17 protein-coding genes and 2 pseudogenes are annotated in these 17,219 nt (G+C 31.2%); 13 read left to right on the top strand and 6 right to left on the bottom strand.

Features of this window, described 5'->3' with window-relative positions; translation table 11 throughout:
• Positions 1-77: 77 nt before the first annotated feature.
• Together ACTS9J_RS13520 and ACTS9J_RS13515 are read right to left on the bottom strand one after the other, a co-directional pair.
• Entirely contained in the window at positions 78-713 is a 636-nt protein-coding gene (locus tag ACTS9J_RS13520; RefSeq protein ID WP_291062575.1) for a porin family protein, read from the bottom strand.
• 147 nt (positions 714-860) lie between these two features.
• A complete protein-coding gene (locus tag ACTS9J_RS13515; RefSeq protein ID WP_291047107.1) occupies positions 861-2,117 on the bottom strand; it encodes a 3-deoxy-D-manno-octulosonic acid transferase in 1,257 nt (418 codons plus the stop codon).
• Between the two features lie 100 nt (positions 2,118-2,217).
• Between ACTS9J_RS13515 and ACTS9J_RS13510 the strand changes: the two genes are divergently transcribed.
• The 3 genes from ACTS9J_RS13510 (at position 2,218) to ACTS9J_RS13500 (ending at position 4,851) form a co-directional block, all read left to right on the top strand.
• Positions 2,218-3,333, top strand: coding sequence for a DegT/DnrJ/EryC1/StrS family aminotransferase (locus ACTS9J_RS13510; protein ID WP_313253730.1), 1,116 nt, complete (start codon positions 2,218-2,220; stop codon positions 3,331-3,333).
• A 96-nt stretch (positions 3,334-3,429) separates the two neighbouring features.
• Positions 3,430-4,443 carry a UDP-glucose 4-epimerase GalE gene (galE, locus tag ACTS9J_RS13505; protein WP_291060545.1) on the top strand — a complete coding sequence of 338 codons (1,014 nt, stop codon included), beginning with the start codon at positions 3,430-3,432 and terminating at the stop codon, positions 4,441-4,443.
• Between the two features lie 3 nt (positions 4,444-4,446).
• Entirely contained in the window at positions 4,447-4,851 is a 405-nt protein-coding gene (locus ACTS9J_RS13500; protein WP_291062581.1) for an NUDIX hydrolase, read from the top strand.
• Between the two features lie 54 nt (positions 4,852-4,905).
• Here ACTS9J_RS13500 and ACTS9J_RS13495 read toward each other — a convergent pair whose 3' ends face one another.
• Entirely contained in the window at positions 4,906-5,358 is a 453-nt protein-coding gene (locus ACTS9J_RS13495; RefSeq protein WP_291060541.1) for a copper resistance protein NlpE, read from the bottom strand.
• A gap of 85 nt (positions 5,359-5,443) precedes the next feature.
• Here ACTS9J_RS13495 and ACTS9J_RS13490 point away from each other — a divergent pair, with 85 nt between their 5' ends.
• From ACTS9J_RS13490 to ACTS9J_RS13460, 7 genes and pseudogenes are all read left to right on the top strand, one after another.
• Positions 5,444-5,950 carry a methylated-DNA--[protein]-cysteine S-methyltransferase gene (locus ACTS9J_RS13490; RefSeq protein WP_448353335.1) on the top strand — a complete coding sequence of 169 codons (507 nt, stop codon included), beginning with the start codon at positions 5,444-5,446 and terminating at the stop codon, positions 5,948-5,950.
• A 39-nt stretch (positions 5,951-5,989) separates the two neighbouring features.
• Positions 5,990-6,859 carry a lipoyl synthase gene (gene lipA / locus ACTS9J_RS13485; protein WP_180905058.1) on the top strand — a complete coding sequence of 290 codons (870 nt, stop codon included), beginning with the start codon at positions 5,990-5,992 and terminating at the stop codon, positions 6,857-6,859.
• 82 nt (positions 6,860-6,941) lie between these two features.
• On the top strand, positions 6,942-7,709 hold the full coding sequence (locus ACTS9J_RS13480) for a GLPGLI family protein (RefSeq protein WP_448353334.1): 768 nt from the start codon (positions 6,942-6,944) through the stop codon (positions 7,707-7,709).
• 103 nt (positions 7,710-7,812) lie between these two features.
• Positions 7,813-8,205, top strand: a complete 393-nt coding sequence (locus tag ACTS9J_RS13475; protein WP_291064588.1) for a GLPGLI family protein — start codon at positions 7,813-7,815, stop codon at positions 8,203-8,205.
• 36 nt (positions 8,206-8,241) lie between these two features.
• The gene (locus ACTS9J_RS13470; RefSeq protein ID WP_115001551.1) at positions 8,242-8,454 is read left to right on the top strand and encodes a hypothetical protein; all 213 of its coding nucleotides are present in this window, start codon (positions 8,242-8,244) and stop codon (positions 8,452-8,454) included.
• Positions 8,455-8,509: 55 nt separating this feature from the next.
• A complete protein-coding gene (locus ACTS9J_RS13465) occupies positions 8,510-9,769 on the top strand; it encodes a CinA family nicotinamide mononucleotide deamidase-related protein (RefSeq protein ID WP_448353333.1) in 1,260 nt (419 codons plus the stop codon).
• Positions 9,770-9,848: 79 nt separating this feature from the next.
• Positions 9,849-11,010 (top strand): annotated as a pseudogene (locus ACTS9J_RS13460) (dicarboxylate/amino acid:cation symporter).
• A gap of 59 nt (positions 11,011-11,069) precedes the next feature.
• Here the strand turns inward: ACTS9J_RS13460 and ACTS9J_RS13455 are convergent.
• The 3 genes from ACTS9J_RS13455 to ACTS9J_RS13445 all read right to left on the bottom strand — a co-directional run bounded on the left by ACTS9J_RS13455 (position 11,070) and on the right by ACTS9J_RS13445 (position 14,450).
• Positions 11,070-12,305 carry a DEAD/DEAH box helicase gene (locus tag ACTS9J_RS13455; RefSeq protein ID WP_448353332.1) on the bottom strand — a complete coding sequence of 412 codons (1,236 nt, stop codon included), beginning with the start codon at positions 12,303-12,305 and terminating at the stop codon, positions 11,070-11,072.
• Between the two features lie 76 nt (positions 12,306-12,381).
• On the bottom strand, positions 12,382-13,473 hold the full coding sequence (locus tag ACTS9J_RS13450; protein WP_291072302.1) for an RluA family pseudouridine synthase: 1,092 nt from the start codon (positions 13,471-13,473) through the stop codon (positions 12,382-12,384).
• Positions 13,474-13,484: 11 nt separating this feature from the next.
• On the bottom strand, positions 13,485-14,450 hold the full coding sequence (locus tag ACTS9J_RS13445) for a PASTA domain-containing protein (RefSeq protein ID WP_291091410.1): 966 nt from the start codon (positions 14,448-14,450) through the stop codon (positions 13,485-13,487).
• Between the two features lie 91 nt (positions 14,451-14,541).
• Between ACTS9J_RS13445 and ACTS9J_RS13440 the strand changes: the two genes are divergently transcribed.
• From ACTS9J_RS13440 to ACTS9J_RS13430, 3 genes and pseudogenes are all read left to right on the top strand, one after another.
• The gene (locus tag ACTS9J_RS13440) at positions 14,542-15,531 is read left to right on the top strand and encodes a D-alanine--D-alanine ligase (protein ID WP_416425791.1); all 990 of its coding nucleotides are present in this window, start codon (positions 14,542-14,544) and stop codon (positions 15,529-15,531) included.
• Positions 15,519-15,980, top strand: a complete 462-nt coding sequence (gene coaD / locus ACTS9J_RS13435; RefSeq protein WP_416425793.1) for a pantetheine-phosphate adenylyltransferase — start codon at positions 15,519-15,521, stop codon at positions 15,978-15,980. The genes ACTS9J_RS13440 and coaD overlap by 13 nt, the downstream gene beginning before the upstream one ends.
• Before the next feature lie 109 nt (positions 15,981-16,089).
• Positions 16,090-16,966 (top strand): annotated as a pseudogene (locus tag ACTS9J_RS13430) (IS982 family transposase).
• The last annotated feature ends 253 nt before the right edge of the window (positions 16,967-17,219 follow it).

Raw genomic sequence — 17,219 nt, 5'->3', positions numbered from 1 at the left:
AAGGCAAAATTGTTTTACAAGTAATCACAAAAAAAAAGGAGCTAAAAGCTCCTTTGTATATTTTGATTTGAAATAAATTACATTTCAGCTAATTTATACGCTATACCAACACTAAAGTATGTGTTAGTAATTTTGTAATTGTCATTTATTGTTTGTGAATAATAATCATTAATATTTGATAATCCTTTTGTAAAACGAGCATTGATTTCTAATTCATCTGTAATTTTATATGCTGCACCAAAATTTAATCCGAAATCAAATGTTTTGAAATTATCTACAAATTTTTCTTTTTCATTAATTTTTCCTTCTTCAGTTTTCTTTTTAGCAGAAACTAAGAAACCTAATTGTGGACCAAATTCAACATTTAATCCATCCATAATTTCATAACGTCCCATCAATGGAATATTAATATTATGTGTAATTAATTTAGCTTTTGAGTTATCATTTGTTTTCAATCCAGCTCCTTGTTTAGAATATAATAACTCTGGTTGAAAACTAATTTGATCTGTTATTTTGTAGTTTGCATAACCACCAATATAAAAGTCAGTTCTAAATTTAGTTCCTAAACCATTTCCCTGACTATCAGAGTAAATTTTTCTAGAATCACCAGATAAAGTCGGGAAGTTAAGACCTCCTTTTACTCCTAAATCAATTTGCGCATTTGCTGCACTTAATCCACCGAAAAGTGCTATTCCTAAAATAAGTTTCTTCATTTTTTTATTACTTAAGTCTGAGTTATTATAATTAATTCAAAAGTAAAGTTTTATTCATACAGAAGATTGATTTACACTTTAAAAAAATCAATAATGCTTTTTTGATTCACAATTTCTGTGCCTTTTTTGTTAAAAATTGATAAAATTTTAAGATTTACAAATATCATCTAAATATTCTAAAATAATTTTAGTTGCATTTGGTGAATTTTGAACAAAATCTCCAGCTTTTTTTCCACTTTCTTTTCGGAAATTTTCATCGTTCATCAAACGATTCATAATTGTATCAAATTCATGTCGATTAGCAATAGAAAATCCTCCGCCAACTTCTATCAAATCCACAGCTTCCTGAAATTTCTTGTATTTAGGACCAAAAACGACAGGATTTCCAAATGTTACAGCTTCTAACGTGTTATGAATTCCTGCACCAAAACCTCCGCCAATATAGGTAATATCTGCATAAGAATAGACTTTTGATAAAATACCAATTGTATTTAGAATAAATATTTTCGAATCGATTAACTCTTGATTGGATGTTTTTTCTAAATCAGAAAATTTAACAGCTTTTTGGTTGATTTTATTCTGAAAAGAATTGATTTCAGCATTATTCAAATTATGTGGTGCAAAAACAATTTTCCAATCATTATTTAATTTTTGGTTGATTAAATTCACAAATAATTCTTCATCTTTTGGCCAAGAACTTCCAACAACAATTAATTTCGAATTTTGTTTAAAATCATTCATAAAATCCAATTCATTATCTTGATGAATGATCTGTTTGACACGATCAAATCGCGTATCGCCTGCAATTGTATTTTGTGTGATATTGATTGAATCCAGTAAATCTTTTGATTTTTGATTTTGAACAAAGAAATGATTTATCAAACTTAATTTTTTCGCAAACCAATTATTTCCGTCTTTTTTGAAAAAATTTTGACTCTCTCTAAAGATTGACGAAACCACTATTGTAGGAATGTTTTGCTGATGTAATTCGATAATCAAATTAAACCAATATTCGTATTTCACCAAAATCAAAATTTCTGGATGAAGCACTTTTATTAACTTTTCTGCATTTGATTTTGTGTCCAAAGGCAAATAAAAAATAACGTCTGCGCCTTGATAATTCTTTCTAATTTCATAACCAGAAGGAGAGAAAAATGAAACAGCAATTTTATGTGTTGGATAGTTTTCTTTCAATGCTTCGATCACTGGTCTACCTTGTTCAAATTCGCCTAAAGATGAACAATGTACCCACAAAACTTTATCGGTTTCTGAAATTTTAGAAGCTATTTTTTCTTCCCAATTTTTTCTTCCATCTACCCAAAGTTTTGCTTTTTCGTTAAAATTCGAAGCCAATTTTAGCGCCATTCCGTACGCTTTAATTGATGTGTTATAAAATCCTTGCACAATGTTGCAAAGTTAAAAATTTAGAATGAGCTTTTTTTGTACATTTGTTGTAATAATAACGACTTTTTAAAGTTGTAGATTTTGAAAGATTCATTAAGTTATGAAAAAAATACAAATGGTTGACTTACAAAGTCAATATCAAAAAATAAAAGGAGACGTTGATGCAGCAATTTTGAATGTTTTGGATTCGGCTGCTTTTATTAATGGACCAGAAGTAAAACAATTCGAAACTGAATTGCAAAATTACTTAAATGTAAAACACGTAATTCCTTGTGGAAACGGAACTGATGCGTTGCAAATTGCTTTGATGGCCTTAGGTTTAGAGCCAGGTGATGAAGTAATTACGGCAGATTTTACATTTGCTGCAACAGTAGAGGTTGTTGATTTATTGAAATTAAATTCGATTTTAGTTGACGTTGATTATGATACTTTTACAATTGATACAGAAAAATTAAAAGCGGCAATCACGCCAAAAACAAAAGCAATTATTCCAGTTCATTTATTTGGTCAATGTGCGAATATGGACGAGATTATGGCAATTGCAAAAGAACATAACTTATATGTTGTAGAAGATACTGCACAAGCTATTGGAGCGGATTACAAAGGTCGAAAAGCTGGAACAATTGGTCACATTGGTTGTACATCTTTCTTTCCTTCAAAAAACTTAGGTTGTTATGGTGATGGTGGAGCAATTTTTACAAATGATGATGATATTGCACATCGTTTACGTGGAATTGTAAATCACGGAATGTACAAACGTTACTACCACGATGAAGTTGGTGTTAACTCTCGTTTGGATTCTGTTCAAGCAGCAGTTTTACGTCGTAAATTACCTTTCTTAAATGATTATAACGCTGCTCGTAGCAAAGCTGCGGCTTATTATACAGAAGCTTTTAAAGATATTGATGCATTATTAACGCCTGTAAAAGGAGAAGACACAACTCACGTATTCCATCAATATACGTTACGTGTAACAAATGGTAAACGTAATGAATTACAAGCTTTCTTGAGTGAAAAAGAAATTCCTGCGATGATTTATTATCCTGTTCCATTACGCAAACAAAAAGCGTATGATAACGGGCATTATAATGATGCAGATTTTCCAAATACAAACAAATTGGTAGAAGAAGTAATGTCTTTACCAATGCACACAGAGTTAGATGAGGAGCAATTGGCTTACATCACTTCTGTTGTTCGCGAATTTTTTGGAAAATAATTTATCCTAAAAATAATACGAAAAAGCTTCTGATTAGTTTCAGAAGCTTTTTTATTTTCCTAAATTTGATTTCACTATAAAAACTAAATATTAAAAATGAGTAAAATATTAGTAACTGGAGGTTTGGGTTATATTGGCTCGCACACAGTTGTAGCTTTACAAAATGCAGGTTATGAAGTTGTGATCATAGACGATTTATCGAACACAGAAATTGGTGTGTTGGATAAAATTACTTCTATTACAGGAACAAAACCAACTTATTTCGAGATTGATTTAAAAGATCAAGAAAAAGTAAACGAATTTTTCAAAACAAATAAAATAGATGGAATTATCAACTTCGCAGCGCATAAAGCAGTTGGAGAATCTGTTGAAAAACCGTTGATGTATTATCGAAATAATCTTTTAGGTTTAATTAATCTTTTGGATGCAATGAAAGATTTTGATGCTAATAATATTATTTTCAGTTCGTCTTGTACAGTTTACGGACAAGCGGATAAAATGCCTATTGATGAGCAAACTCCACTAAAAAAACCTGAATCTCCTTATGGAAAAACGAAACAAATGGGGGAAGAAATTTTAGAAGATTTCTCAGCAGCATTTGATAAAAATGTGATTTGTTTACGTTATTTCAATCCCGTAGGTGCACACCCAACAGCTAAAATTGGAGAATTACCAAAAGGAATTCCAAATAATCTAATTCCTTATGTTACACAAACTGCGGCTGGAATCAGAGAAGCATTATCAGTTTGGGGAGATGATTATCCAACGCGTGATGGAACGGCAATTCGTGATTATATCGATGTAAATGATTTGGCTGATGCACACGTAAAAGCCGTAACTCGTTTGATCGAAAATAAAAATAAAGCAAAGCTAGAATTCTTTAATCTTGGAACTGGAACAGGATCTACGGTTTTAGAAGTTGTTCACGCATTTGAGGATGCCAATGATTTGAAATTGAAATACGAAATCAAAGAGCGTCGCGCAGGAGATATTATCGAAGCTTATGCAAATAACTCTTTAGCAGAAAAAGAATTGGGTTGGAAACCTGAAACAAAACTATCAGAAAGTATGCGTACTGCCTGGGAATGGCAAAAAAGTTTAGAAAAATAAAAGATGATTCAATTACCAACAGCGGGTTTATTAGTTATTAAAAATAATAAACTGCTTTTGACATTTAGCAAAAATAAAAAAGCGTGGTATTTACCAGGTGGAAAAATTGATAAAGGTGAAAATTCTGACACAGCTTTGGTAAGAGAAATAAAAGAAGAATTGAGTTTGGATTTAGTAAGAGAAGAGCTCAATTTTTATTGTCATATTACAGCTGAAGCATATGGAGAACAGAATCTTTTGATGGAACAAGATTGTTTTCTGTACGATTTGAACGAAGAAATAAAACCAACAAATGAAATTGAAGCTTACAACTATTTTACTTTTGAAGAATATTTACAAGAAGAAATTCAAGTAATTGGTGTAATTAAAGTTTTTGAAAAATTGACAGAAGATCATTTATTGAACTAAAATAATTTCAAAAATAGAAGGCAATCCGTAATCGAGATTGCCTTTTATTTTTTATTATTTAGTCTTTTTCAAGATGTATTTATCTGTCAAATTTCCTGTAATTTCTTTTCCTTGTTGATCCAAAACTTTCAATCTGTTTTCTTCAACTTTCAACACTAATGGACTTATATTAGAATTTAAATGTAAAACATTTCCAGAAGCATCCCATTTATAAAATCCTTCGTCTTGATAAACTGTTTCTTTTCCTAAATATTCTTGCTCAATAAAAAAGTTACCATCTTTTTTCAATTCAACAATATATTTTATTCCTTCGCAATCGGCACAAGGTAAAATTCCTTCATATTTCCCAGCCCAATCCAACGAATTCATAGAATTGTGTTCTTTTTTTACAGCTTCTGTAATTTCTTTGAAAGAATCTGTATTTTTTTGTTCTTGTTGAACACCTTTTGATTGACAAGAGAATATAATGAAAGATGCGAAAATACTCGCGAAAATAGATTTTTTCATAAATTAATTTTATGATATTTTTAACGACAAATTTGATACCAAATTACGACTATATTTTTCTAACTTTCAACTAAAATTTTATAAAATGTTTCGCTCAAAAAAAATACAAACACCTCTTGGAGAAATGCTTGCAATAAAGTCGGAAAAAGGAATTTGTATGTTAGAGTTTTTTGATGGAAAATCGACCGAAAAACAACTCAAAGAAATAGAAAACTTGGGTGAAATTTTAGAAAAAGAAGATGAGGTTTTGAACCGTTTAGAAAATGAATTGAACGATTATTTTGAAGGGAATTTAAAAGTGTTTACCATTCCGCTTGATTTGATTGGAACAGATTTCCAGAAAAAAGTTTGGAACGAATTAATCAAAATTCCGTTTGGAGAAACAAGATCATACAAAGATCAATCGATAGCTGTTGGAGATTTATTAGCGATACGAGCAGTTGCAAATGCGAACGGGAAAAACAAAATTGCAATCATAGTACCTTGTCATCGTGTAATTGGTTCGGATGGTTCGTTAACTGGATATGCAGGCGGAAAGAAACGCAAACAATTTTTGTTAGAATTAGAATCGCAACAATTGAATTTATTTTAGAAAAATAAATTGTAAATTAGCCAATCAGAAAAGTAATGTATGAGTGTTGAGCTATTACCAGATGGAAGAGTAAAAAAACCTGAATGGTTGCGTGTAAAATTGCCTACAGGGAAAAAACATCGTGAATTAAGAGGTTTAGTTGATAAATATAAATTGAACACAATTTGCCAAAGTGGAAGTTGTCCTAATATGGGCGAATGTTGGGGTGAAGGAACAGCAACATTTATGATTTTGGGAAATGTGTGTACACGTTCTTGTGGTTTTTGTGGCGTAAAAACTGGTCGTCCAGATCAAGTGGATTGGGCAGAACCTGAAAAAGTAGCGCGTTCTATCAAATTAATGCAAATAAAACATGCGGTTTTAACGTCTGTTGACCGTGACGATTTAAAAGATATGGGATCTATTATTTGGGCAGAAACGATACATGCTGTTCGTAGAATTAGCCCAGGAACAACGATGGAAACTTTGATTCCAGATTTTCAAGGAATTGAAAAACACATCGATCGTATTGTAGAAGCTGCACCAGAAGTGCTTTCTCATAATATGGAAACGGTTCGTCGTTTAACACGAGAAGTTCGTATTCAGGCAAAATATGATCGTTCGTTAGAAGTTCTACGTTATGCAAAAGAAGCAGGTCAACGTCGTACAAAGACTGGAATCATGCTTGGTTTAGGTGAGTTTGAAGACGAAGTTTTTGAAACAATTCAGGAAGTTGCTGATGCAAATGTAGATGTCATTACAATTGGTCAATATTTACAACCAACGAAAAAACATTTGCCTTTGAAAGAATTTATTACGCCAGAACAATTCAAAAAATATGAAGACTTCGCTCGTGGATTAGGATTCCGTCATGTAGAATCAGGACCTTTGGTTCGTTCTTCTTATCATGCAGAGAAACATATTTTATAATCAAAATTATTTCATCATATTTTAAAGAGACACAAGTTATTGTGTCTCTTTTTTATTATATTTAAATCTTAATTAAACTACTATGAAAAAACTATTAACACTAATTATCATCATTATTATTTCAAGTTTTGCGCAAGCGCAGTTTTATGAAATTACTTACGAAACACAAGTTCAAACGCATTACAATGAAGAAGGATTAAAATGGTTTGAAGAAGCAGTTGGCGGTGATAAGCTGCAAATCAAGAAAATGATTGAGATGAATCAAAATCCACCAAAGGAAACATTTAAGTTTATTTACAATGAATCGTTAAGTAAATCGGAATATATTCGTCGTATAAATAATAATCAAGATAATGAATCTATGATTTCTAAAGTACCAATGAATATGGGAGGGATTGTTGTAAATGATTATAAATTGAATCAATTCTCATACGAAATAGACGTTTATGGTAAAAATTATTTAGTTAAAGATAATTTAATACCGATTAATATTACTGATACAGGAAAAACAAAGGATATTATTGGTTTTAAAGCTTATGAAGCTACAGGGAAATTAAACGATATAGATATAATTGTTTGGTACACAAAAGATATTCCATATTTATATACACCTGATATTTATTCAACAAAAAATGGTTTTATATTAGAATTACATTACAAAATGAAAAATGATGAAAGTGAAATGATAAATTCTTGGTTAGCAATCGATAAAAAAGAAATTAAGAAAGCTCCAAAAATTTCGGTTCCTACAAAAGGAAAAATTATTAAACTTGATGAAGTTGATAAAATTTGGGATGATGCAAATGAAGTATTTAATAATATGAATTCCGAAGGAGTTGATAAAAAATAATTAACATGAAAAAACTATTAATACTAATCATTCTCATTTCAAGTTTTGTGAATGCTCAATTTTATGAAATAGATTTTGAATTACGGATAAAGCTTTAGAAGCGATGAAGCAATATTATCCAGATCAAAAACAAAGAGACGAAGTTTTAGAAATGTCTAAAAATATTCCTTCGATTAATTATCAATTTTCCTATAATAAAACTCAAAGTCAATCAGTAAATATTCAAAAAATAGATAATTCTCAACAAGCACAAGGAGGCTCAATGGGAATTAGTCCAGATATAGGAGAAAAACCAATTTTTGATTACAAAGAGAAAGTTTTTTACAATGAAACAGATTTGTTTGTAAAGAAAATGATCATTTATGATTCGCTGAATTATATAAATTTTACTGATACTGGAAAAAGTAAAACTATTCTTGGAATCGAAACCAAAGAAGCAATCGGGAAATACAAAGATGTTGATGTTATTGCTTGGTATGCGCCTTCAATTCCTTAGTCATATTCGCCAGATAAATATTATGGTACAAAAGGTTTGATTTTAGAATTGCATTATAAATACACGAAAGATGATGTAGAAGTGATGATTTCATGGAATGCGACAAAGAAAAAAGAATTAAAAAAAGCACCAATTTTTACAATAAATAATAAGTTACAAAAGGTATCCTATTCAGAATTTATGAGAATGATTGAAGAGGATAATCAAAAACAGCGCGAATTACATAATCAAGGTGTAGATAGAAAATAAAATCATATAAATAATGAAATCAAACTTGCTTAACTTTAAGCAAGTTTTTTTATATATGAAAATTAAAGCGACATTACTCACAATTGGTGACGAGATATTAATTGGTCAAATTGTAGATACTAATTCTGCATTTATCGCCAAACAATTGAATACGATTGGGATTGAAGTGGAAGAAATTATTTCTGTTCAAGACGAAATGAGTCGTATTATTGAAGCTTTCGAACGAGGAATTTCTAAATCAGATATTGTAATTGTAACAGGAGGTTTAGGACCTACAAAAGATGATAAAACTAAAACAGCTTTGTGTCAATTTTTGAATTGTGAACTAGTTAAAGAGCCTAAAGTTTTAGAAAGTATTGTTCAATTATTTGTTGCCAGAGGTTACTCAAAAGAGTTAAATAGTTTGAATCAAGATCAAGCGTTAATTCCAGAAAAGTCTATATTTATTCAGAACAAATATGGAACAGCACCATGTCTTTGGACTACAATTAATGATAAAATTATCATCAATTTACCAGGCGTTCCTTTTGAAATGAAAGGTTTGATGCGTGACGAAATTATTCCAAAATTACAAGACCAATTTCAATCAGAAATTATTGTTCATCGTGATATTTTGGTGAGTGGAATTCCAGAAAGTGATTTAGCAATTTTGTTAGAAGATTGGGAAAATAATTTGCCCGAATTTATTCATTTGGCGTATTTACCGAATCGAACTTCTATTGATTTACGATTTTCAGCGTTTGGAACAGATAAAGAATTTTTACAAAATGAAATTCAACATCAGATTAATCAATTCAAATTAATTGCTGGTAATTATCTAATTTCAGAAAATTCTGGAAATGCGCAACAAGTTTTGGGTGATGTTTTAAAAGAAAAAGGATTGACAATTTCGACTGCCGAAAGTTGTACTGGAGGAAATATAGCAAGTTTGATCACATCTGTTTCGGGAAGTTCTGCTTATTATTTCGGAACTATTGTTTCATACGACACTTCGGTAAAAGTAAATTTGCTCAATGTAAATCAATCTGATATTGATGAATTTACAGTTGTTTCGGAAAAAGTTGCTGAACAAATGGCTAAAGGTGTTAGAAATCAATTAAAAACGGATATTAGTATTTCTACAACTGGTGTCGCTGGTCCAAATAAAGGTGAAGATGGAAAAGAGGTTGGAACGGTTTGGATTTCGATCACAAATGGTCATACAACATTGAATAAAAAATATTTTTATCCCTATTTAGATCGAGAAGATTTCATCAAAATTGTTTCCAATAATATACTTAATTTGGCAATTCAGTTTGTGAGAGAGGAGTGTTAATAGAATTAAAGATATTTTCTAAAACATATTTAGTCTATTAAATTAATAGAGTTTATATTTGTCGTAAATTTTGTGTCAAATGTTAAAAAAGATTGCGAGCAATACATTATTTCGATTGCTTTTGGGTGTGATTGCCGGTTTGGTTTTAGGAAATTATCTGAACGAAAATACAATTCAAGTTGTTTTATCCTTAAAATATTTTACAGGGCAATTAATTTTCTTTTTGGTTCCTTTAATTGTAATTGGTTTTATCGTCTCTTCAATTACGAAATTAAGAGAAGGTTCTGCTAAAATAGTAGGTTTTTCATTATTAATTGCAAATTTTATCTTCAATAGGAGCGGGGTTATTTTCGATAATTGGAGGTTATCAAATCATTCCAAACTTATCCATTCCAACTTCTGTTGATTCGTTGCGAGAAGTTCCAAAAATTTTATTTCAATTAGATATTCCGCCAATTTTTTCGGTGATGACAGCGTTGGTTATTTCGTTGATGTTAGGAATGGGAATTTTGATTACAAAAGCGAAGGAATTAGAAAAGATTTTTGATCAATTCAAAGACATTGTAATTCTTTTGGTAAATAAAGTTTTGATTCCGATTTTACCTTTTTTCATTGCTGCAAATTTTGCAATTTTGAGTTATGAAGGTTCTATTGAAAAACAATTACCAGTTTTCTTGAAAGTAATTTTAATCGTTATTATTGGTCATTTTATTTGGATGACATTAATGTATACAATCGCAAGATTTTATCATAAGACAAATCCATTCAAACTTTTAAAATTCTATCCACCTGTTTATTTAACGGCAGTTGGAACAATGTCTTCGGCGGCGTCTTTGGGAGTTGCGGTAAAAGCGGTGAATGATAGTAAGGTAATAAAACCTACGATTTCTAATTTTACGATTCCATTTTTCTCGAATACACACTTATGTGGCTCGGTTTTGACGGAAGTTTTCTTTGTGATGACGGTTTCGCAAGTCTTATATGGTCATATTCCAGATGTTGGAACAATGGTAACTTTTGTCTTGCTTTTAGGCGTTTTTGCTGTTGGTGCACCTGGAGTCCCGGGTGGAACAGTTGTCGCTTCGTTAGGATTAATTTCAAATGTTTTAGGATTTGATGAAGCTGGAGTCGCTTTAATCTTGACTATTTTCGCATTACAAGATAGTTTTGGGACGGCGTGTAATATTACAACTGATGGTGCATTGAGTATGATTGTAGATAAATATGCTGAAGAGAAATAATTTCAATTTATCTGTAAAGCAAAAAAAATCACTTCATTTCGAAGTGATTTTTTTATAAACTATTTTCTTCTTCCTCGATGAGGATTCTTTGGTTTTGTATCTTTTTTAGGTTTAAAACCAGTATTATTTTTCTTGAAATTATTATTGTTGCTATTCGCGTCAGGTAATTTATAAAACTCTTTTGGCGTTTTAATTACTGTTACATAATTACCAATTAATTTCTCAATATTTGCCAAATCTCCTCTTTCGTCAGCAGCACATAAAGAAATAGCTTTTCCTTCACGTCCTGCACGACCAGTACGTCCAATTCGGTGTACATAGGTTTCAGGAACATTCGGTAATTCGTAATTGATCACATAAGGTAATTGATCAATATCGATTCCACGAGCAGCAATATCAGTCGCAATTAATACTTTTAATTTTTCTTCTTTGAAATCATTTAAAGCACGTTGTCTAGCATTTTGAGATTTATCACCATGAATTGCAGCAGCTGGAATTCCTACTTTTTCCAAGTGTCTTACTAAACGATTTGCGCCGTGTTTTGTACGTGTAAAAATCAAGGTACGATCTTCTGGATGTTCATTTAAAATGCTAACCAAAAGTTTTACTTTCATGTCTTTGTCTACATGATAAACAAATTGCTCAACCGTTTTGGCAGTCGAAGAAACAGGTGTTACGCTGACTTCTTTTGGACGACGAAGAACTGAATGAGAAAATTTTCGAATGTTTTTTGGCATTGTTGCCGAAAAGAAAAGTGATTGTCTTTCTTTTGGAATGATTTCTAAAATCTTTTTGATTTCATGAACAAATCCCATATCCAACATACGATCGGCTTCATCTAAAACAAAAATCTCTATTTGATTAATTTTTAAATGTCCTTGACCAATCAAATCCAACAAACGACCAGGCGTTGCTATTAAAATATCAACACCATTTTTGATGGCTCCAATTTGTGGATTTTGATTAACACCTCCAAAAATCGCTAAATGTTTTAATGGTAAATTTTTACCATATAATTTGAAACTTTCGTTGATTTGAATGGCTAATTCACGTGTTGGCGTTAAAATTAATGTTCTAATTTTTCTTCCTTTACTCGGAGAATTTGTTAAGTTTTGTAGAATAGGAATTGCAAAAGATGCCGTTTTTCCTGTTCCTGTTTGTGCGCAACCAATAATATCATTTCCTTCTAAAACTAAAGGAATAGATTGCTCTTGAATTTCGGTTGGTTCTGTATATCCAGCTTCTTCAATTGCTTTTAAAATTGGTTCAATTATATTTAATTCTGAAAAATTCATTGATTAAAATCGTGTAAGTTTATATATAGAAATAGACAAGCACTTCCGTAGAAGTGCTTTATAATTAAAAATAAATCTATTCCATTTCTTTTGCGTTGCGATCAATTTTTTCATCAGGTTCTGTTGCATGAACAGAGTTTACTGAATAATTTCTCCAACGTTCTAAAATATCTATCATATCAGCAGGCATCGGAGATTCGAAATACATACGTTCTCCTGTTGTAGGATGATCAAATCCTAATGTGCGTGCGTGTAAGGCTTGGCGAGGACAAGCTGCAAAACAATTGTCAACAAACTGTTTGTATTTGTTGAATGTTGTTCCTTTCAAAATACGATCTCCACCATAACGAGCATCATTGAATAATGGATGTCCCAAATGTTTGAAATGAGCACGAATTTGATGTGTACGACCTGTTTCTAATTTACATTCGACCAATGTAACGTAAGAAAAATTCTCCATTACTTTATAATGTGTCACAGCATGTTTACCTTGATCTCCTTCAGGAAAAACTGCCATTTGCATACGATCTTTTAAGTGTCGACCAATATGTCCTATAATTGTTCCTTCTTGTTCTGCCAAAACTCCCCAAACCAAAGCATTGTATAAACGGTCTGTTGTGTGAGCTGCAAATTGTTCTGCTAAACTTGTCATCGCAACTTCTGTCTTCGCAATAACCAAAAGTCCGCTTGTGTCTTTATCGATACGGTGTACCAAACCAGGACGCTCCATTTGATCTGACATTGATGGTAAATTATCAAAATGAAACTTTAAGGCATTTACCAAAGTTCCTGTATAATTTCCATGTCCAGGGTGAACAACCATTCCAGGTTCTTTATCAATTACGACAACTTGATCGTCTTCGTAAATAATTTTGATCGGAATATCTTCTGCTATAACTTCATTCTCGCGTGGAGGAGTTTCTAACATAATCTGTATAAAATCTCCAGGCTTTACTTTATAATTCGATTTTACAGATTCATTGTTAACTAAAATGTTTCCGTTATCAGCTGCTTGTTGAATTTTATTTCTTGTTGCGTTCTCAATTCTAACCATTAAGAACTTATCTATACGCAATAACGATTGACCTTTGTCAACCGTTATTGAAAAATGTTCGTATAATTTATTGTCGTTTTCCTCTTGTAAGAAATCTTCTAAATCTTCTGTCATTTATTCTCTTTCTATTCTATAATAATCTCTTCTGGAGCTTTAGGTGTTTCTGTAGGCTTTGGTTGCTCTGTTGTTGGATTATTTTGTTGTTGCTGTTGCATATCTTTGATTTGCTTTTCAGCTTTTTGTGTTATAATATCTCTGTATTGAGTACCGCTAATAGTATCTTCGCCAAAATTTTTGTACTGAATATCTAGTTCTCTTAGCTGTGTCCTAATTTTTTCTCGAGGTTCTGTTGATAACCAAATATCAATTGGCTGACCTTGATCATATGTATCTGTTGCAAAAGGAAATTGATAAACTACTCTTGCATTGATTGTATCATGAGAAGCTCCAATAAATTTGATTTGACCAATCTCGAAGAAATTATCTTTAATTGATTTTTTAGCTTCTGTCAATGTTAAATTAACCAAATTAGGCATTCTAACACCAGATAACATTCCACGTCCTAATACCAAATCAACTGTTGCAAAACGAGGTAATTGTTCGCCTGCTTTTACAATTTTTCCGTTGTATAATATTTTAAGAACTGCATCTTTTGCTAAATCTGGTTCGTAAATGATTTTTCCAATTTTAAGACCAGAAATTTCTAATTGTGTAAACGCCAAACGTTTTGATTTTCCAATTAAATCTGGTAATTCAACTGGACGATAAGTTTTCGGATTTGATTTAATAAAGATACGACGACCTTCTTTTACACGCGATTCTGCTGCTGGATAAAAATCCATAATTGCAAAAGGTTTCGTATTTGGATCAAAACGAGAACTATCTACTTCGTATGTCAAACCAAGTTCTTCTAACTTAGCTGTAGCATCAGTAATATTCATTTTTGATAAATCCGGAACTTCAACAAATTCATTGTGATTTGTATACGAATCTAACCAAACGTTAAAAATAAAATGGTAAAGCCCAAATGATAGCGCTATTACAATAGCTACATTCAGCAAAACTTGAATGATTGATTTAACTCCTTTCATTGAAATGATAAATTGTCGCACAAATATAGTTTAAAAATAATATTTATGATTGATGTCAAAGTTCTATATTTGAATAAATTTTAAATTAAACATGTTAAGAGTAGCAGTTGTAGCAGGTGGATATACGGATGAAAGCGTGATTTCGTTGAAAAGTTGCGAGTTAATTTACTCAAGCCTAAATCCAGAAAAGTACGACAGAACAAGGGTTCGAATCTTAAAAGAAGGTTGGTTTGCCGAAATTGAAGATGAAAAATATCCAATCAATAAAGGAGATTTCTCATTTGAAAAAAATGGAGAAAAAATTACGTTTGATGTCGTCTTTAATACAATTCATGGTACGCCAGGAGAAGATGGTTATTTGCAAGCGTATTTTGAAATGATTGGTTTACCATATAATGGATGCCCTTTTTATCAATCTGCCTTAACATTTAATAAAAAAGATTGTATAGCAGTATTGAGTAAATATGGAATTCCACATGCAAAATCGATTTATATTAATCAAGGTGATCAATATTCTGCAAAAGAAATTATAGATCAAGTAGGTTTACCTTGTTTCGTAAAACCAAATCGTTCAGGATCTAGTTTAGGAATTTCGAAAGTTCATAAAGAAGATGAATTTGAAGCTGCAATGCAAAAAGCTTTTCTTGAAGATAAAGAAGTTTTGATCGAATCTTTCTTAGATGGAACTGAGATATCGGTCGGAGTTTTAAATTACAAAGGAGAAACAATGGTGTTGGGAATTACAGAAATTGTTTCGCACACAGAATTTTTTGATTATGATGCAAAATATAATGGTTTGTCTGACGAAATTACACCAGCTCGTTTAACACCAGAAGTTGAAGCAAGAGTAAGAGAAATTGCGGCTAAAGCATATAAATGTATTAATATGTCTGGTTTTTCGCGTTCAGAATATATTATTGTAAACGGAGAGCCGCATTTTATTGAAATGAATACGTTGCCAGGTTTTTCTCCTGCAAGTATTTTTCCTCAGCAAGCTGCTCATGCAGGAATTGCTTTGGAAGATTTGATGGATAGTGAAATAGAATTTGCTTTAAATAGACCTTCAGCATGGATAGAATAGCCGTTTTTCCTGGATCTTTTGATCCAATTACTTTAGGGCATTTAGATATTATAGAGCGTGCAGTTCCTTTATTTGACAAGATTATTGTTGCTATCGGTACAAATTCATCAAAGAATTATATGTTCTCTTTGGAGCAAAGAATTAAGTTTATTGAAGATTCTGTTGCGAAATTCGATAATGTAGAAGTAATGGCTTACAAAGGTCTGACTGTAGATTTTTGTGATGAAGTAAATGCACAATTTATTTTACGAGGACTTCGTAATCCAGCCGATTTCGAATTTGAGAAAGCGATTGCGCACACAAACCGAGCAATTACCAATCATAATATCGAAACAATCTTTTTATTAACATCTTCTGGTAAAGCTTACATCAGTTCAAGTATTGTTCGTGATGTCATGCGAAACGGAGGAAAATATGAGATATTAGTTCCAGATGTTGTGAGGATTTAGAATAACGTTGTATAATATTATATACCCGTTGTGCATTTTGATTAATAAATAATAAAGTTGTTCATTTTATTGAAAATAAGTAAATTAATTTAACTTTAAAATATTTACAATGAACAACTTAGTTGCTAATTATGAAAGAATATTGGTAGTTCTACGAAAATATCCACAGATACACTTTTAATTTATCAACGTAGAAGACCTAAACTTTTTGATTTAGAACTCATAAGTCTTGTTTTAACAGCTGAATTTATGGGTATTGATAGTGAAAATCATTTATTTCGAAATCTTCCTAAAGCGCTAAGTTGTAAAATTGAGCGTAGTATTTACAATCGTAGAAAACGTAGATTATCAGAGTAAATTAATAGTATTCGCCTCAAATTAGCGAAAGAATTTAATGAATTTGAAAATTGTTTTATCGTTGATAGTATGCCCTTGGAGGTGTGTAAAATAGCAAGAATTAATCGCTCAAAAATTTGCAAAGAACATCAGTCAGTGCACCAAATAGAGGTTTTTGTGCTTCTCAGCAATTGTCTTTTTATGGCTATAAACTTCATGCTGTTTGTTTTTTAAGAGGTGTTTTCTAGAGTATTGATATTAGTCCCGCATCTGTTCATGATATTTATTTTTTGAAAGATATAAAATCTCAACTATCAGATTGAGTTCTACTTGGTGATAGAGATTATTAGTTGCAAACAATTCAAATTGATTTATTTAATGAAGTTCATATACAATTAGAAACACCGAAAAGATCCAATCAAAAAGATTACAAACCTCAGTCTTATCCATTCAAAAAGTATCGAAAAAGAATTGAAACTTTATTTTCTATATTATGCGATTAATTTATTATTATAGGCAATTATGCAAAGACTTTTGAAGGGGTTAAAACCAGAATTCTAGCTAAAATTACTGCACAAACATTGAATCAGTACATTATTAAAATACACTTAAATCGAAATATTAACAAGCTAAAAACTCAAATTATTTAAAGTGAAAAACGGTTAAAAAAACCTATGTTTATATTTTGCTTAGAGAAATAGTGTGTTAAAAAGTGTTAAATTCCTGTATCGGTGTATATCGAAAATGACACTTTTCTGTATCGGTTGTGTATCCGCGCTGTATCCATTCTGTATCCATTGTATATCCGTTCCGTATGGTTTGTTCGGTGTTCGTGTATCGAAATGTAAACATTATGTTTCTAGATATGAGTATTGAGAGGGTTGGATATCTCCCTGAATTTTC

The organism is Empedobacter sp. ULE_I140 (genome assembly GCF_053482575.1).
Note: the sequence above shows the minus strand (reverse complement) of the source record. Positions and strands in the feature narration are given on the sequence as shown.

Bases quoted from the DNA above. Each gene is read 5' to 3' on its own strand.
- ACTS9J_RS13520 (WP_291062575.1), bottom strand. From the start codon at position 713: ATGAAGAAACTTATTTTAGGAATAGCACTTTTCGGTGGATTAAGTGCA.
- ACTS9J_RS13455 (WP_448353332.1), bottom strand. From the start codon at position 12,305: ATGAATTTTTCAGAATTAAATATAATTGAACCAATTTTAAAAGCAATT.
- ACTS9J_RS13495 (WP_291060541.1), bottom strand. From the start codon at position 5,358: ATGAAAAAATCTATTTTCGCGAGTATTTTCGCATCTTTCATTATATTC.
- ACTS9J_RS13445 (WP_291091410.1), bottom strand. From the start codon at position 14,450: ATGAAAGGAGTTAAATCAATCATTCAAGTTTTGCTGAATGTAGCTATT.
- ACTS9J_RS13450 (WP_291072302.1), bottom strand. From the start codon at position 13,473: ATGACAGAAGATTTAGAAGATTTCTTACAAGAGGAAAACGACAATAAA.
- coaD (WP_416425793.1), top strand. From the start codon at position 15,519: ATGGATAGAATAGCCGTTTTTCCTGGATCTTTTGATCCAATTACTTTA.
- ACTS9J_RS13440 (WP_416425791.1), top strand. From the start codon at position 14,542: ATGTTAAGAGTAGCAGTTGTAGCAGGTGGATATACGGATGAAAGCGTG.
- ACTS9J_RS13475 (WP_291064588.1), top strand. From the start codon at position 7,813: ATGAAGCAATATTATCCAGATCAAAAACAAAGAGACGAAGTTTTAGAA.
- galE (WP_291060545.1), top strand. From the start codon at position 3,430: ATGAGTAAAATATTAGTAACTGGAGGTTTGGGTTATATTGGCTCGCAC.
- ACTS9J_RS13500 (WP_291062581.1), top strand. From the start codon at position 4,447: ATGATTCAATTACCAACAGCGGGTTTATTAGTTATTAAAAATAATAAA.
- lipA (WP_180905058.1), top strand. From the start codon at position 5,990: ATGAGTGTTGAGCTATTACCAGATGGAAGAGTAAAAAAACCTGAATGG.
- ACTS9J_RS13480 (WP_448353334.1), top strand. From the start codon at position 6,942: ATGAAAAAACTATTAACACTAATTATCATCATTATTATTTCAAGTTTT.
- ACTS9J_RS13510 (WP_313253730.1), top strand. From the start codon at position 2,218: ATGAAAAAAATACAAATGGTTGACTTACAAAGTCAATATCAAAAAATA.
- ACTS9J_RS13490 (WP_448353335.1), top strand. From the start codon at position 5,444: ATGTTTCGCTCAAAAAAAATACAAACACCTCTTGGAGAAATGCTTGCA.
- ACTS9J_RS13465 (WP_448353333.1), top strand. From the start codon at position 8,510: ATGAAAATTAAAGCGACATTACTCACAATTGGTGACGAGATATTAATT.